The 15270-nt window shown below is 65.4% G+C and carries 10 protein-coding genes; 6 read left to right on the plus strand and 4 right to left on the minus strand.

Going from position 1 to position 15270, the window contains the following annotated elements:
• Window position 1: 1 nt before the first annotated feature.
• From FJ972_RS09485 to FJ972_RS09510, 6 genes are all read left to right on the plus strand, one after another.
• Complete coding sequence (locus tag FJ972_RS09485; RefSeq protein WP_140522302.1) at window positions 2-2413, plus strand: circularly permuted type 2 ATP-grasp protein; 2412 nt, start codon at window positions 2-4, stop codon at window positions 2411-2413.
• 14 nt (window positions 2414-2427) lie between these two features.
• Complete coding sequence (locus FJ972_RS09490) at window positions 2428-3312, plus strand: transglutaminase family protein (RefSeq protein ID WP_140522300.1); 885 nt, start codon at window positions 2428-2430, stop codon at window positions 3310-3312.
• 129 nt (window positions 3313-3441) lie between these two features.
• Window positions 3442-4545 carry a DNA topoisomerase IB gene (locus tag FJ972_RS09495; RefSeq protein ID WP_140522299.1) on the plus strand — a complete coding sequence of 368 codons (1104 nt, stop codon included), beginning with the start codon at window positions 3442-3444 and terminating at the stop codon, window positions 4543-4545.
• An 84-nt stretch (window positions 4546-4629) separates the two neighbouring features.
• The gene (locus FJ972_RS09500) at window positions 4630-5004 is read left to right on the plus strand and encodes a YciI family protein (protein ID WP_140496184.1); all 375 of its coding nucleotides are present in this window, start codon (window positions 4630-4632) and stop codon (window positions 5002-5004) included.
• Window positions 5001-6263, plus strand: a complete 1263-nt coding sequence (locus FJ972_RS09505) for an RNA polymerase sigma factor (RefSeq protein ID WP_140522297.1) — start codon at window positions 5001-5003, stop codon at window positions 6261-6263. The genes FJ972_RS09500 and FJ972_RS09505 overlap by 4 nt, the downstream gene beginning before the upstream one ends.
• 171 nt (window positions 6264-6434) lie before the next feature.
• Window positions 6435-7949: an aldehyde dehydrogenase family protein gene (locus tag FJ972_RS09510; RefSeq protein ID WP_140522295.1), complete on the plus strand. Its 1515-nt coding sequence runs from the start codon at window positions 6435-6437 to the stop codon at window positions 7947-7949.
• 188 nt (window positions 7950-8137) lie between these two features.
• On the opposite strand, the gene FJ972_RS09515 is transcribed toward FJ972_RS09510, so the two are convergent.
• The 4 genes from FJ972_RS09515 to nirB form a co-directional block, all read right to left on the minus strand.
• A complete protein-coding gene (locus FJ972_RS09515) occupies window positions 8138-8992 on the minus strand; it encodes a hypothetical protein (protein ID WP_140496181.1) in 855 nt (284 codons plus the stop codon).
• 382 nt (window positions 8993-9374) lie between these two features.
• Entirely contained in the window at window positions 9375-12266 is a 2892-nt protein-coding gene (locus FJ972_RS09520; RefSeq protein WP_140522293.1) for a nitrate reductase, read from the minus strand.
• 3 nt (window positions 12267-12269) lie between these two features.
• Window positions 12270-12599 (minus strand): nitrite reductase small subunit NirD, encoded by a 330-nt coding sequence (nirD, locus tag FJ972_RS09525; RefSeq protein WP_140522291.1) that lies wholly within the window; start codon window positions 12597-12599, stop codon window positions 12270-12272.
• Window positions 12600-12807: 208 nt separating this feature from the next.
• Complete coding sequence (nirB, locus tag FJ972_RS09530) at window positions 12808-15258, minus strand: nitrite reductase large subunit NirB (RefSeq protein ID WP_140522289.1); 2451 nt, start codon at window positions 15256-15258, stop codon at window positions 12808-12810.
• Between the last annotated feature and the right edge of the window lie 12 nt (window positions 15259-15270).

Genomic DNA, 15270 nt, shown 5'->3' on the forward strand with positions numbered 1-15270 from the left:
CATGGCAAAGGGGAATCACAAGCGGGTACGAGGCAAGGCGCAGATCCATCGCCTGCTGGAGCACTACCAGCCGATCGACGGCGTCGTCGACGAGATGGTCGACGCGTCGGGCAATCCCCGTCCGGCCTGGAAGCATTTCATCGAGGCGCTCGATGATCTCGGCGCCGAAGAACTCGCCCAGCGTTTTGCGCGTGCCGACCAGTATCTGCGCGACGCCGGCGTCTATTACCGCGTCTATGACAAGGCCGGCGCCAACGAGCGCGAATGGCCGCTGGCGCATGTTCCGGTGCTCATCGAGGACGCCGAGTGGGCAGCGATCAGCGCCGGCCTGGTGCAGCGCGCCGAGCTGTTCGAGGAGATCATCGCCGATATATACGGGCCGAACCGGCTGGTCGAGAAGGGCATCCTGCCGGCCGGACTGATCGCGGCGAGCCCCGAATATTTGCGGCCCGTGGTTGGCACTCGTCCGGCCGACGGCCATTTCCTGCATTTCTGCGCCTTCGAACTCGGCCGCGGGCCGGACGGCCGCTGGTGGGTGTTGGGCGACCGTACTCAGGCACCATCCGGCGCCGGTTTCGCTCTGGAGAACCGCGTCGCTACGACCCGCGCGCTGTCGGACATCTATGGCGAGATGCATGTGCATCGCCTCGCCGGCTTCTTCCGGCGCTTTCGCGATGCGCTGATCGGCATGGCCAGGGAAGCTGACGGCCGCGTCGCCATATTGACGCCTGGGCCGCTCAACGAAACCTATTACGAACACGCCTATATCGCCCGCTATCTCGGCATCATGCTGCTCGAAGGCGAGGACCTGACCGTTTCCGGGGGCAGGCTGATGGTGCGCACCGTTTCCGGGCTGATGCCGATCAGCGTGCTGTGGCGACGGCTGGACGCGGCGTTCGCCGATCCGTTGGAACTGCGCTCGGAGTCGCAAATCGGTACGCCGGGCCTGGTCGAGGCGATCCGGCAAGGCAGCGTCTCCACCGTCAATGCGCTCGGCTCGGGCCTGATGGAAACGCGCGCGCTGCTTGCCTTCCTGCCCAAGATCGCGCGCGAATTGCGGGGCGAGGAACTCGAGCTGCCCACCGTCGCGACATGGTGGTGCGGTCAGGCATCCGACCGAGCGCATGTGCTCGCCAATATCGACCGCATGGTGATCGGGCCGGCGCTGTCGACGAGGCTGGCCTTCGAGGACGACGACCAGACTAGGCTTGGCTCCGCGCTGTCGGCCGGGGAGCGGGCGGACCTGGTGGCGCGCATCGAACGCGACGGCGACGCTTTCGTCGGCCAGGAAGCGGTGACGCTTTCGACGACGCCCGTCTATGTCGGCGGCTGGCTGGAGCCGCGGCCGGCAAGCCTGCGTGTCTACCTGGCGCGCACGCCCGAGGGCTGGACGGTGATGCCGGGCGGGTTCGCCCGCGTCGGCCTGTCGCTCGATCCGACCGCGATCGCCATGCAGCGCGGCGGCCAGGCGGCCGATGTCTGGGTGGTCAGCGACCGGCCGGTGGAGCGCGAGACGCTGCTGCCACAAGAGGGCGACAGCTTCAGCCGCACCAGGCCGGGCAGCCTGCCCAGCCGCGCAGCGGAAAACCTGACCTGGCTCGGCCGCTACATCGAACGCTCGGAAGACACGGTGCGCATCCTGCGCGCCTATCATGTGCGGCTCGCCGAAACTTCCGATCCGGATATGCCGCTGCTGGCCGACATCAGGGATCATCTCGAACCGTTCGGCATCGATGTCGAAACAGCGATCCCATCGGGGCTGATCGGTACGCTGGACAGCGCGGTCTACAGCGCCGGCCAGATCCGCGACCGTTTCTCGCCGGACGGCTGGCTGGCGCTCAAGGACTTGTCGAAGACCATCCATCAGTTCGCGACGACGGTGGCGCCGGGGGATGACGCGACGCGGGCGATGACCGTCATCCTGCGCAAGCTCGCCGGTTTTTCCGGCCTGCTGCACGAGAACATGTACCGCTTCGCGGGCTGGCGGTTCCTGGAGATCGGCCGGCGGCTGGAACGCGGCATACAGATCGCCAGCACGCTCGCCCGGCTGACCAGCGACAAGGCGCCGGACGGCGCGCTCGACATGATGCTGGAGATCGGCGACAGCGTCATGACGCACCGGCGGCAGTACCCTGTGCAAGCCGGCCGCCGCACGGTGATCGACCTTCTGGCGCTCGATCCGCTCAATCCGCGTTCCATCCTGTTCCAGCTCGAACGGCTGAAGGCCGAGATCGGGCTGCTGCCGGCGATCGGCGGCGAGGGGCACATGTCGCCTGCGGCCAAGGAAATCCTGCAGCTCAACACAGCCATCGCCATCAAGGAGCCAGCGGACATGACTGTGAAGGCGCTGAACGATCTCGCCGGCGAGATAGGCGGGCTCTACAGCAGCCTCGCCAAGGCCTATTTCGGTTAAGGCGGCGCTCCGGCATGCTCTACGACATCAGGCTTCACCTTCACTACGACTACGCCGCCGTCGCCGGCGGCGGCCGTCACCAGGTCCGCGTGTTGCCGCCGACCATCGACGGCGTGCAGCGCGTCGTCGCAGCGTCGCTATCCTTCGCGCCGGCGCCAAACGAACGCTCGGATTTTTCCGATTTCTTCGGCAACAACGTCACCTCGATCGCCTTCCGCGACGCGCATGACGCGCTCGACATCAGGATGAGCGCGCGCGTGGCGGTGTCGCGACCGGAACTCGGGCTCGACGTGTCGCCCGATCTTAGCCGGCTGCGTCAGGAGCTCGCCGCCATGCGCTCCCTGGCGCCGGATACACCGCACCATTTCCTGGCCGCCAGCGGTCACGCCGGCATCGATGCGGCGATCACCGCCTATGCGCGCGATAGCGTCGGCGGCTCGGCCGCCGGTACGGCGATGAACCTCTGCAATCGCATCCACCGCGATTTCACCTATGATGGCGAGGCGACAACCGTGCGGACCCTGGCTGGCGACGCATTCCGGCTGAAGCGCGGGGTGTGCCAGGATTTCTCGCATATCATGATCGCCGGCCTGCGCGGGCTTGGCATACCGGCCGGCTATGTCAGCGGCTTCCTGCGCACCATTCCGCCCAAGGGCAAGGCCAGGCTGGAGGGCGCCGACGCCATGCATGCATGGGTCAAGGTGTGGTGCGGGCGCGATGCCGGCTGGCAGGAGTTCGACCCGACCAACGGCATGCGGGCCTCCAACGATCACATCACCGTCGGCTATGGCCGTGACTATTCGGATGTCGCGCCGATCGTCGGCGTTCTCAAGACCACCGGCGGACAGGTCGGAGAGCAAGCCGTCGACGTTATTCCGGTGGTGCTGGAGAAGACCTGACGTCAGGCCTGCTTGCGCAAAGCGCCTTGCAGGGTTCCGCCCGACGTGGGTGGCCGCCGACTTTTCGGACAGGAATGGAACCAGTGCTCGGCCCAGAGGCTTATCTACGGGTGTTTCCGTGGGGCCAGCATGCTGCAGAAATCCGGATTGACTATCGACGGCGAGGCCGCACCAAAGAACGGCGCTCAGATCTCTGCCGAGGATGCCGCACTGATCTATGTCAGCGATACCGAGCCCGGTATCCGCCGACTGAAAGCGGGCAAGGGATTTTCCTACAGGGGACCTGACGGAAGGCCGGTCTCGGATGCCACCCGAGCGCGCATCGAGGCGATCGTTATCCCGCCGGCCTGGACGGATGTGTGGATCTCGCCCGAGGCGGACGGCCATATCCAGGCAACCGGCAGGGATCAGCGCGGGCGCAAGCAATATCGCTACCATCCGCGTTGGGCCGAGGAACGCGACAGCGCCAAATATTCGAGCCTTGTCGCTTTCGCCGAAAGCCTGCCGGAGCTTCGGCGCAGGATCGACAGCGACCTGCGCCGCCATGGCCTGCCGCTCGAACGCGTCGTCGCCGCGATCGTCTGGCTGCTCGACAACACCATGATCCGAGTCGGCAACGCCGCTTACGCCCGCGACAACAAGAGCTTCGGCCTGACGACGCTGCGGGACCGCCATGTCGACATCAAGGGATCGAGCCTGCGGTTCGCCTTCAAGGGCAAATCGGGCAAGGAATGGAAATTGAAGCTGGTCGATCGCCGCATCGCGCGAATCGTGCGGGGCGCGCAGGACCTGCCGGGCCAAAAGCTGTTCCAGTATCTCGATGAGGACGGCAACAGACACCCGGTGCGCTCCGAGGACGTCAACCGCTACATCCGCGAGGCCATCGGCGATGCATTCAGCTCGAAACATTTCCGTACATGGGGCGGCACCATTCACGCCGCGTCGCTGTTCGCGCAAACGGTGCTGCCCGACAGCCAGGCACAGCAGAAACGGGCGATGAACAGCGTCATCGACAGGGTCGCCGAGCGGCTGGGCAACACGCGCGCCGTCTGCCGCCAATGCTATATCCATCCGCAAGTCTTCGAAGCATGGCTGCAGGGACGGCTGCTTGCCGAAATGGCGGAAGCCAACAAGCGCAAACGGTCGATAGACGGTCTCGATGACGAGGAAGCGCTCGTGCTGCGATGGCTGAAGACGCACGAAAGCGGACCCGCGGCAACCACCGGCCGCTGAATCCACGGCGCCTCGATTTTTTTATCGACGCCGTGTCGGGATCGGTCCTAGTGTTTCGTCCTTTGACACAGAAGAGGACAAACCATGCTCTACGCGATCTTGTGCTATGCTTCCGAAGACGTCGTCTGCTCCTGGAGCAAAGAACAGGACGACAAGGTCATGGCCAACATTCTCGATGTCCAGCAGAAATACGCGGACGCCGGCCGGCTTGGCCCGGTGGCGCGGCTTTTGCCGACGACGGCGGCGACGACGCTGAGGAAGGTCAAGGGCGAATCGATCGTCATCGACGGGCCGTTCGCCGAGACCAAGGAACAGTTCCTCGGCTTCTACACGCTCGAATGCGCCGATCTCGACGAGGCGGTGGAGTTCGCGCGCGAACTTTCCGAGGTCAATCCGAGCGGCGGCTCCTACGAAATCCGGCCGGTATCCATCTTCAATCCCACTAGGGTCGCCGTATGACCGAACTTGCCTGGATCAGCTCAGCGATCAGCGCCGCCCGCCCGCAGGCGATGGGTGCGCTGCTGCGCTATTTCCGCGACCTCGATACGGCGGAGGAAGCTTTCCAGGACGCTTGCCTCAGGGCGCTGAAGAACTGGCCGCAGAACGGTCCGCCGCGCGATCCGGCGGCCTGGCTGATCTTCGTCGGACGCAACAGCGGCATCGACGCGGTGCGCAAGCGCGCCAAGCAGGCGCCGATGCCGGAAGAGGACCAGATATCTGATCTCGAGGACGCAGAGAGCGACATCGCCGAGCGGCTCGATGGCGCGCACTACCGCGACGACATATTGCGACTGCTGTTCATCTGCTGCCATCCCGACCTGCCGGCAACGCAGCAGATCGCGGTGGCGCTGCGCATTGTCTCCGGCCTTACGGTCAAGCAGATCGCGCGCGCCTTCCTGGTCGGCGAAAGCGCCATGGAGCAGCGCATCACCCGCGCCAAGGCACGTATCGCCGACGCCGGCGTGCCGTTCGAGACGCCGGGCGCGGTGGAGCGCTCGGAGCGGCTCGCCGCAGTCGCAGCCATGGTCTACCTGATCTTCAACGAGGGCTATTCGATCAACAGCGGCGAGGCGCCAGCCCGCGCGCCGCTGTGCGAGGAGGCGATCCGGCTGGCCCGGCTGCTGCTCAGGCTGTTCCAGACCGAGCCGGAGATCATGGGGCTGACGGCGCTGCTGCTTCTCCAGCATGCGCGCGCACCGGCCCGCTTCGATGCGGACGGAGAGATCGTTCTGCTCGAGGATCAGGACCGCAGCCTGTGGAGCCGCAAGATGATCGATGAGGGGCTGGCGCTGGTCGACAAGGCGCTGCGCCACCGAAAGCCCGGCCCTTACCAGGTGCAGGCGGCGATTGCCGCGCTGCATGCGCGGGCTGAAAAGGCCGAGGACACGGACTGGGTGGAGATCGACCTGCTCTACGGCCTGCTCGAACAAATGCAGCCGTCGCCTGTCGTCACCCTCAACCGTGCGGTTGCGGTCTCCAAGGTGCGTGGCCCGGAGGCCGCGCTCGCCATGATCGAGCCGCTGGAGCAGAGGCTTTCCGGCTATTTCCACTTCTTCGGCCTCAAGGGCGGGCTTTTGATGCAACTCGACCGGGGCGAGGAGGCGCGGGTCGCCTTCGATCGCGCCATCGCGCTTGCCAACACCGCGGCGGAAGCGGCCCATATACGCATGCACATCGACCGGCTGATGAAGGACAGCGCAGCGCGCACCGCAAGCTGACCCTGGTTCAATGGTCTGGCCCGAGCTTGGACCATGCCGGGGTGGCGATTTTTTCCTGAAACCGCTATTGGCACGCCAAGACAGCGCCACCCTGCGCCTGACCGCATAGGGAATGCACGGCGCAATGCTTTGACCACGCCACATGAATGGCGGGATCTGAAAGGGACAGACATGACGATAGCGAAGGAAACCGCCGAGCTGCTGGCGAAACTGGGTGTTGCCAAGGAGGCGCTTGTCGGCGGCGACCTGATCGTGCGCAGCCCGGTCACGGGCGAGCAGATCGCGGCATTGAGCACGATCTCGCCGACCGATGCGGCCAGGACCATCGATGCCGCGCACAAGGCGTTTCAGGCCTGGCGGCTGGTACCGGGCCCGAAGCGCGGCGAGCTGGTGCGGCTGCTCGGCGAGGAATTGCGCGCGCACAAGGCCGAACTTGGCCGGCTGGTGTCGATCGAGGTCGGCAAGATCCCCTCGGAAGGGCTCGGCGAAGTGCAGGAGATGATCGACATCTGCGACTTCGCCGTCGGTCTTTCCAGGCAATTGTACGGACTGACCATCGCCACCGAGCGCCCAGGACACCGCATGATGGAAACCTGGCATCCGCTCGGCGTGGTCGGCGTCATCTCCGCCTTCAACTTCCCAGTCGCGGTGTGGTCGTGGAATGCGGCGCTGGCGCTGGTCTGCGGCGACGCGGTGGTATGGAAGCCTTCCGAAAAAACGCCGCTGACGGCGCTTGCCTGCGAGGCGATCTTCAAGCGCGCCGTCAAGCGCTTCGGCACTGATGCGCCGGAAGGGCTCGCGTCGGTGCTGATCGGCGACCGCGCCGTCGGCGAGATTCTGGTGGATCATCCCAAGGTGCCGCTGGTCTCCGCCACCGGCTCGACCCGCATGGGCCGCGACGTCGGCCCGCGCCTGGCCAAGCGTTTTGCACGCGCGGTGCTGGAGCTCGGCGGCAACAATGCCGGCATCGTCTGCCCGACCGCCGATCTCGACATGGCGTTGCGCGCGATTGCCTTTGGCGCGATGGGCACGGCGGGCCAGCGCTGCACGACGCTGAGGCGCCTGTTCGTGCATGACAGCGTCTACGACGCCTTGGTACCGCGGCTGAAGAAGGCCTATCAGAGCGTCTCTGTCGGCAATCCGCTGGAGACGTCGGCGCTCGTTGGGCCGCTGATCGACAAGGCAGCCTACGAAGCCATGCGGAAGGCGCTGCAGGAAGCGTCCGCCCACGGCGGCAAGGTGACCGGCGGCACGCGGGTCGAGAATGGCCATCCGGACGCCTACTACGTGCATCCGGCGCTAGTCGAAATGCCCAGCCAAGTGTCGCCGGTGACCGAAGAGACGTTCGCGCCGATCCTCTATGTGATGAAGTATTCCGATTTCGACGCCGTGCTTGACGAGCACAATGCGGTGGGAGCGGGGCTGTCGTCGTCGATCTTCACCCGCGACCTGCAGGAGTCCGAGCGCTTTCTCGGCGTCGACGGCTCGGACTGCGGCATCGCCAATGTCAATATCGGCACGTCGGGCGCCGAGATCGGCGGCGCCTTCGGTGGTGAAAAGGAAACCGGGGGCGGCCGCGAGAGCGGCTCCGATGCGTGGAAAGCCTATATGCGCCGCGCCACCAACACGGTGAACTATTCCAAGGCGCTGCCGCTCGCCCAGGGTGTCTCCTTCGACATCGAGTGACATTGCGGGTTCCGGCTCGGGTGACCTTGCGCACCCGGGCCGTTCTGCGGCCTGAGGTTCACTGCTGAGGGCAGTTATGCTGTCATTCTTCGTATGGTGCTGACGTCCCGCCGCCGAGGCGGTTTTTTTGTTTCAAAGGATACACAGCGGCACGGACCGCCTTCATAGCCTGGGCAGCGGCGAGTCTCTCAGTGGTCGGTGGAAAAGCATGCTGCGAAGGCGGCATCCACGATGGCCAGCTTGGCGGCCTGGACGGTCATGTATTCCTGAAAGAAGCGGTGCGAGACCCACATCACGGAATTGCCGCGCTGGCCCAGCCAGCCGATGCTGCCGAGCGCCTCGGCATCGCGTAGTTTTCGGGCGAGGTGGGTGCGCGACAGTTTGAGCCAACTGGCGAATTCCGCCACCGAGACCACGCTGGTCGGAATCCGATCTAGGCCGGCATGGTCGGGGTCGATGCCGGACATGAGCCGATCCATGACGATGCCGCCATTGTTGAGCCAGATGAACAGGGAAAAGGTCTGGTTGGGTTCGCGCACCGGTTTGGACGAAAGCAGGCCGTCGGCCACGAGGGGCTGCAGGGCGGCGAGCATATCGGGCCGCTCCAGGTATCTCGCCAGCCGGTCCGCGCCGTCGAGTCGGTCAAGGGTCCGTAGATGTGCGTGCACCCATCCGGTGAATGTCCGCACCGTGTCCGCTGTCGGCTGCAACGGGTGGGTGCGCCCGTCTCCGCCCGCGACGTATTCGGCGATGCGGTAATTCAGCATCTCCTTGATGAAAGCGTCGGCGGTGTTGCGGCTGGCGACCTTGTGCTGATGCACGAACTCGATGAAGCGCGACACCGTCAACGCGGTGCGACGGTCGCCCGGGTCGCGCCTGAAATGCATGGCAAGGCCGACATGGCCCATCAGCCAGCGCTGCTGCGTGGCGAATATGGAAGCGAGCCGCGGGCTGGCTTCGTAGATGTGGATCAGCGCCAGCGACTGCTCCTGGACGTGGCGGTGCAGATCGGGATGAGCGGCTATGTCCTCGATGTCCAGCATCCGCCTCCTTCTGGTTGGCCAAGCTTACTGCGCTCCAAGAGCGGGTCGCGTCGAAGCGGATTCATGCGACGCGCTTTTGGCTTTTTTCGTGCATGTCGTCCTCCCAAAACCGAGGTTACTTTTGGGCGACATGCATTAAGACATTTTCAGCCTTGCGCTTTTGTGTCCAGATGAGACAGCTCGGACTAAAGTCCAGTTCTGTAGCCAATGATGGCGGCGAGACGTCGGCGGCAACCCACACGGCGGCAAGTACGGCGCGCTTAGCGATCTGGACAACCGCAGCTACGCCCCGGGTGTCGTTCTGCCGCCCGGCTATGATGGGCTGACGCGGGGTCCGCCGGCGCATACGCATCGGGAGGCCGCCGATGGCGGGTTCTGCCGCCTACTCGGCCGCCTGAACGCGATGTGCCTGGATGATGGCGCGGATCTCAGAGCGGCAGGAGCCGCAATTGGTGCCTGCCTTCAGCGCGGCGCCGATGGCTTCCACGTTCGTGCAGCCGGAAGCCACCGCCGCCGTGATCTGCTTGATCCCGACGTTGAAACAGGAGCAGACGGTCGCGCCGGCATCGGGCCGTTCGGCACCGGCGCGGCCGGCGACGATGCGGAAGCGCTCGCGTTGGCTGGCATGGGCCTCTTCGAGCTGCTGCGTTGCCCATCCGCGCGACACGGCGACCGGGCCGGGAGCGACGAACAGGGCGCCCGCGAGCTGTACGCCATCGAAGGCGGCGATGCGATGCTGGCCGGCATCGCGGTCGTGATAGGCGAGTATTTCGGCATCGGTCGAGGCGCCGAACAGGGATTGGGCAAAAGTCGTCCAGTCGATTTTGTCGTCTGCAAAGGCGAGCTCGACCCGCCAGCCATCCCTGCAGCGGGCCACGGCCCAATAGTCGCCGGCGACCGCTTCGGGCCTTTGTCGGGTCACGGCGAAGCCGAACGCCATCGCGGCGAATTTCTCGATGTGCACCGCGACGTGCTTCAGTGCCGGCTGGCCGGAAACCGGGTCGGTGAGCGGCGCCGTGAGCGTGTCGAGTCGGCCCTTGGCGGCGAACTGGTCCGTCCAGTGCATCGGCGCAAAAACGCTGCCCCGGCGCTGGCGGGACGTGATCAGCGCGCGCACGAGCACGGCGCCGCGCGGGCTGGAAACGCGCGCGATGTCGGCGTCGCCGATGCCGTATCGCGCGGCGTCGTCGGGATGAATCTCGACGAAGGGTTCGGCGATGTGCTGCGACAGACGCGGGCTTTTGCCGGTGCGTGTCATGGTGTGCCAATGGTCGCGGACACGGCCGGTGTTGAGGATGAGGGGGAATTTCTCGTCCGTGCGGGTTTCCGTGACAGGGCGGACGGCGATGAAGCGCGCCTTGCGGTCGGGCGTGTAGAAATTGCCGTCGGCGAAGAAGCGGGTGTTCGGTGGCCCTGCTTTATCGTTCTCCGGTTGGGGCTCAGCTTGAACGTTCCCCTCCGAGAGATGTCGAGCCCAGGCGCCCCCCTCTGTCCTGCCGGACATCTCCCCCTCTAGGGGGGAGATCGGCAGTTTTGTCGACGGCGCTCGTCCTGCGGTATCGGCGATTGGCGAAGGCCGTCGTGGCATCCAATCTCCCCCCTTGAGGGGGAGATGGCCGGCAGGCCAGAGGGGGGCGCCTGGGCTCGGCGCCGGCCATTGGAATGGCGCAAGCGCTTCGTAAGCTTTCTCATCGACACCGGCATACCAACCAATATCGAAATCGCGCGCGCCATCATTCTCGAAGCCCGACAGCGCCGCGTGCTCGGCGAATATCCCGGCCGGCGCGTCATAGGAAAACGCCTCGCCAAACCCCATCCGCCGCGCCACTTCCGCAATGATCCACCAATCTGGCCGCGCCTCGCCGGGCGCGGCCAGGAACGGGCGCTGGCGCGAGATGCGGCGCTCGGAATTGGTAACGGTGCCGTCCTTCTCGCCCCAGGCGGTGGCCGGCAGCCGGACATGGGCATGGCGCACCGTGTCTGTGTCGGCCTGCACGTCCGACACCACCACAAACGGGCAGGCCTTGATCGCTGCTTCGACGGCGTCGGCATCGGGCATCGAATCGACAGGATTGGTGGCGAGGATCCACAGCGCCTTGATCCGCCCGTCGGCGACCGCCCGGAACATGTCGACCGCTTTCAGGCCGGGCTTTTGCGCGATGTCAGGTGCATTCCAGAAGCGCTTCACGCGTTCGCGATGCCCCGAATTTTCAATCTCCATATGCGCGGCCAGCATGTTGGCCATGCCGCCGACCTCGCGTCCGCCCATGGCGTTGGGCTGGCCGGTGACCGAGAACGGCCCGGCGCCGGGCCTGCCGATGCGACCGGTGGCGAGGTGGCAATTGATGATGGCGTTGACCTTGTCGGTGCCGGACGACGACTGGTTCACGCCCTGGCTGTAGACCGTGACAGTCTTGGCGGTCGCGGCGAACAGGCCGTAGAAGCGGGCGAGCTCGTCCTCGCTCAGGCCCGTGGCGGCAGCGATGCCGGCAAGGTCGAGTGCCGAGGCGGCGAAAAGGGCTTGTCCGAAGCCGGTCGTGTGCGCCGTGATGTAGGCGCGGTCGAGCGCATTGTGCTGGCCGAGCCAGGCGAGCAGGCCGGTGAACAGGGCGACGTCGCCATCGGGCGCGATCGCCAGGTGCATGTCGGCGATATCGGATGTCATGGTGCGGCGCGGGTCCACCAGCACGATTTTCATCTCCGAGCGCTTCTCACGCGCGGCAGCTATGCGCTGGTAGAGCACGGGATGGCACCAGGCGAGATTCGAGCCGACCAGCACGATGAGATCGGCAAGCTCCAGATCCTCGTAGGTTCCGGGCACCGTGTCGGAGCCGAAGGCGCGGCGATGGCCGGCGACCGAGGAGGCCATGCAGAGGCGCGAATTGGTGTCGATATTGGCCGAGCCGATGAACCCCTTCATCAATTTGTTGGCGAGATAATAGTCCTCGATCAGCAACTGGCCGGAGACATATAAGGCGACCGCATCCGGCCCATGTTCGGCAATGGTTTGCGAGAAGGTCGACGCGACAAGATCGAGTGCCTCATTCCAGGAGGCGCGGCGGCCGTGGATCTCGGGGTGGAGCAGCCTGCCGTCGAGGCCGATGGTCTCGGCAAGAGCAGAGCCCTTGGAGCAGAGCCGGCCGAGATTCGCGGGATGGTCGGGGTCGCCGCGGACCGACACCTGTCCGTCCGCGGCGACCTTCGCCAGCACGCCGCAGCCTACCCCGCAATAGGGGCAAGTGGTCCTCACCTCGCGTGCTTCGCCAATCTGCATGGGTCAGGCCGCGCGGCTTGCCAGCGCTTCGAGCGCGATGAACAAACGCTCGCCCTCGATCTTCACCGGAATGGTGCGCACCGCGCCCTCGTCGGCGCCGAGCGCCTTGCCGGTCTCCAGCGAGATGACCCAATTGTGCAGGGGGCAGGTGACCGCCGCGCCATGCACGATGCCCTGGCTCAGCGGCCCGCCTCTGTGCGGGCAATGATCGTCGATGGCGAAGACCTGGTCCTCGGCGGTGCGGAAGATAGCGATCTTGCCCTGCGGCGTGGCAACACAGCGCGCGCCCCGGCGGGGGATGTCGGACAGGGAGCCGATCGGTGTCCAGGTCATTGGGTCGCCTTTATTTGATACGAATGCGCCCAGGCGCCCCCCTCTGTCCTGCCGGACATCTCCCCCTCAAGGGGGGAGATCGGTAGTTTTGCTGATGGCGTCCGTTCTGCGAAGTTGGCGATTGGCAAAGGCCGTTGTGGCATCCAATCTCCCCCCTTGAGGGGGAGATGGCCGGCGGGACAGAGGGTGGCTCGCGCGAACATCTCCATCACTCCGCCGCCTCCGCGAACCCGACCGAGGCCATCGGCCGGAACTCGTGCTTGTCCTTGCCTGACACGCGTTCCGACCACGGATCGACCTGGGCGAATTTCTGGGAAAAGACGAAGCGGTCGTAGAAGGCCTTGCGCTTGTCGCCATCGTCCATGATCTGGCGCTTGATCTCGGCGATGCCGACGCGCTTGGCCCATTTGTAGATGCGTTCGAGATAGCGGGCCTGCTCGCGGTACATCTGCGTCAGCGCCACGATATGCTCCAGCGCTTCGTCCTCGGTCTTGACCAGGCCAAGCACTTCGGTGCCCTTGATGTCGAGGCCTGCCGCACCCGCGAAGTGGATCTCGTAGCCACTGTCGACGCAGATGACGCCGACGTCTTTGCAGGTCGCCTCGGCGCAGTTCCTCGGACAACCCGACACCGCCATCTTGACCTTGGCCGGCGTCCACGAGCCCCACATGAATTTCTCGATGCGGATGCCGAGACCGGTGGAATCCTGCGTGCCGAAGCGGCACCAGTCGGAACCGACGCAGGTCTTCACCGTGCGCAGTCCCTTGGCATAGGCGTGGCCGGAGACGAAGCCGGCCTGGCCGAGGTCGGCCCACACCGCCGGCAGGTCTTCCTTGCGGATGCCCAGCATGTCGATGCGCTGGCCGCCGGTGACCTTGACCATCGGGATATCGAACTTATCGACGACATCGGCGATGGCGCGCAGTTCGGCGGCATTGGTGACGCCGCCCCACATGCGCGGCACCACCGAATAGGTGCCGTCCTTCTGGATGTTGGCGTGGACGCGCTCGTTGATGAAGCGTGACTGGTAGTCGTCCGCGTATTCGTCCGGCCAGTCGCAGACGAGATAATAGTTGAGTGCCGGCCGGCATTTGGCGCAGCCGCAGGAGGTTTTCCATTCCAGTTCCTGCATGATCGCGGGAATGGTCTTCAGCGCCTTGGCCTTGATCAGCCGGCGCACCTCGTCATGGCCGAGCGTCGTGCAGGAGCACATGGGCTGTACGGCGGCCGGGTTGTACTTGTCGCCGATGGTCAGCACCATCAGTTTTTCGACCAGCCCGGTGCAGGAGCCGCATGAGGCCGACGCCTTGGTGTGCGCGCGCACGTCGTCGAGCGAAGTCAGCCCCTTGGCCGCGATCGCGCCCGTGATCTTGCCCTTGCAGACGCCGTTGCAGCCGCAGATTTCCGCATCATCCGGCAAGGCTGCAACGGCCGCCATAGGGTCCAGTGGGGCACCCCCCTGGTAGGACTGGCCGAAGATCAACGTATCGCGCATTTGCGATATGTCTGTTTGCTTCTTCTTGAGGTCGTTGAACCAGGCGCCGTCCGCGGTCTCGCCGTAGAGCACGGTGCCGATGATGCGGTCGTCCTTGAGCACGAGGCGCTTGTAGACGCCGGCCGCCGCGTCGCGCAGCACGATCTCCTGGCGGTCCTCGCCCTCTGCGAAGTCGCCGAGCGAGAACAGGTCGATGCCGGTGACCTTGAGCTTGGTCGGCGTGTCCATGTGGACAAAACCGGCCGCCTCGTCGCCGGCGAGCTGGCGGGCGGCGACGCGGGCCATCTCGTATAGGGGGGCGACCAGCCCATAGATCTGGCCGTTCACCTCGGCGCATTCGCCGAGCGCGTAGATGTCCGGGTCGTTGCTGCGCATGCCGGCATCGACGACGATGCCTCTGTTGACGGCGATGCCCGCCTCCTTCGCCAGCGCTGCGTTCGGCCGGATACCGACGGCCATCACCACCAGCGTCGCGGGGATGACGGTGCCGTCGACGAGTTCGACCTGCTCGACCTTGCCGTTGCCCGTGATCGCCTTTGTATTGGCCTTGGTGACAACCTTGATCCCGCGCTGCTCGACGGCGCGCTGTAACAGATAGCCTGCCGCCGGATCGAGCTGGCGCTCCATCAGCGTCGGCATGACATGCAGCACGGTGACGTCCATGCCTTGCGCGTTGAGGCCCGCTGCTGCTTCCAGTCCGAGCAGTCCGCCGCCGATGACCACAGCCTTGGCGCGCGACTGGGCCGCGAGCATCATCGCCTGGACGTCGTCGAGGTCGCGATAGGTGAGAACGCCGGGCAGGTTGTGGCCGGGCACCGGGATGATGAACGGCACCGAGCCGGTGGCGATGACGAGCTTATCGTAGGGTTCGGTGACGCCGTGGTCCGACGTGACGGTCTTCGCTGCGCGGTCGATGGCGACGATCTTGTGGCCCTTGTAGAGGGTGATGTTGTTGGCGATGTACCAGCCGTCGCCATGGATGATGATTTCTTCGTAGGCCTTCTCGCCCGAGAGGACCGGCGACAGCATGATGCGGTCGTAATTGACGCGCGGTTCGGCGTTGAAGATGGTGACGCTGTAGCGGTCCGGCGCCTGTTCCAGCAGGTGCTCCAGCATGCGCCCGGGGGCCATGCCGTTGCCGATGATGACGAGTTTTTGGGTCATGTTCCTAATCCG

It is taken from the genome of Mesorhizobium sp. B2-1-1 (assembly GCF_006442975.2).
In the GTDB taxonomy this organism is placed as follows: domain Bacteria; phylum Pseudomonadota; class Alphaproteobacteria; order Rhizobiales; family Rhizobiaceae; genus Mesorhizobium.

Coding starts and splice junctions, on each gene's coding strand:
- FJ972_RS09495 (WP_140522299.1), top strand. CDS start 3,442: ATGCTGCAGAAATCCGGATTGACTATCGACGGCGAGGCCGCACCAAAG.
- nirB (WP_140522289.1), bottom strand. CDS start 15,258: ATGACCCAAAAACTCGTCATCATCGGCAACGGCATGGCCCCCGGGCGC.
- FJ972_RS09505 (WP_140522297.1), top strand. CDS start 5,001: ATGACCGAACTTGCCTGGATCAGCTCAGCGATCAGCGCCGCCCGCCCG.
- FJ972_RS09490 (WP_140522300.1), top strand. CDS start 2,428: ATGCTCTACGACATCAGGCTTCACCTTCACTACGACTACGCCGCCGTC.
- FJ972_RS09515 (WP_140496181.1), bottom strand. CDS start 8,992: ATGCTGGACATCGAGGACATAGCCGCTCATCCCGATCTGCACCGCCAC.
- FJ972_RS09485 (WP_140522302.1), top strand. CDS start 2: ATGGCAAAGGGGAATCACAAGCGGGTACGAGGCAAGGCGCAGATCCAT.
- FJ972_RS09500 (WP_140496184.1), top strand. CDS start 4,630: ATGCTCTACGCGATCTTGTGCTATGCTTCCGAAGACGTCGTCTGCTCC.
- FJ972_RS09510 (WP_140522295.1), top strand. CDS start 6,435: ATGACGATAGCGAAGGAAACCGCCGAGCTGCTGGCGAAACTGGGTGTT.
- nirD (WP_140522291.1), bottom strand. CDS start 12,599: ATGACCTGGACACCGATCGGCTCCCTGTCCGACATCCCCCGCCGGGGC.
- FJ972_RS09520 (WP_140522293.1), bottom strand. CDS start 12,266: ATGCAGATTGGCGAAGCACGCGAGGTGAGGACCACTTGCCCCTATTGC.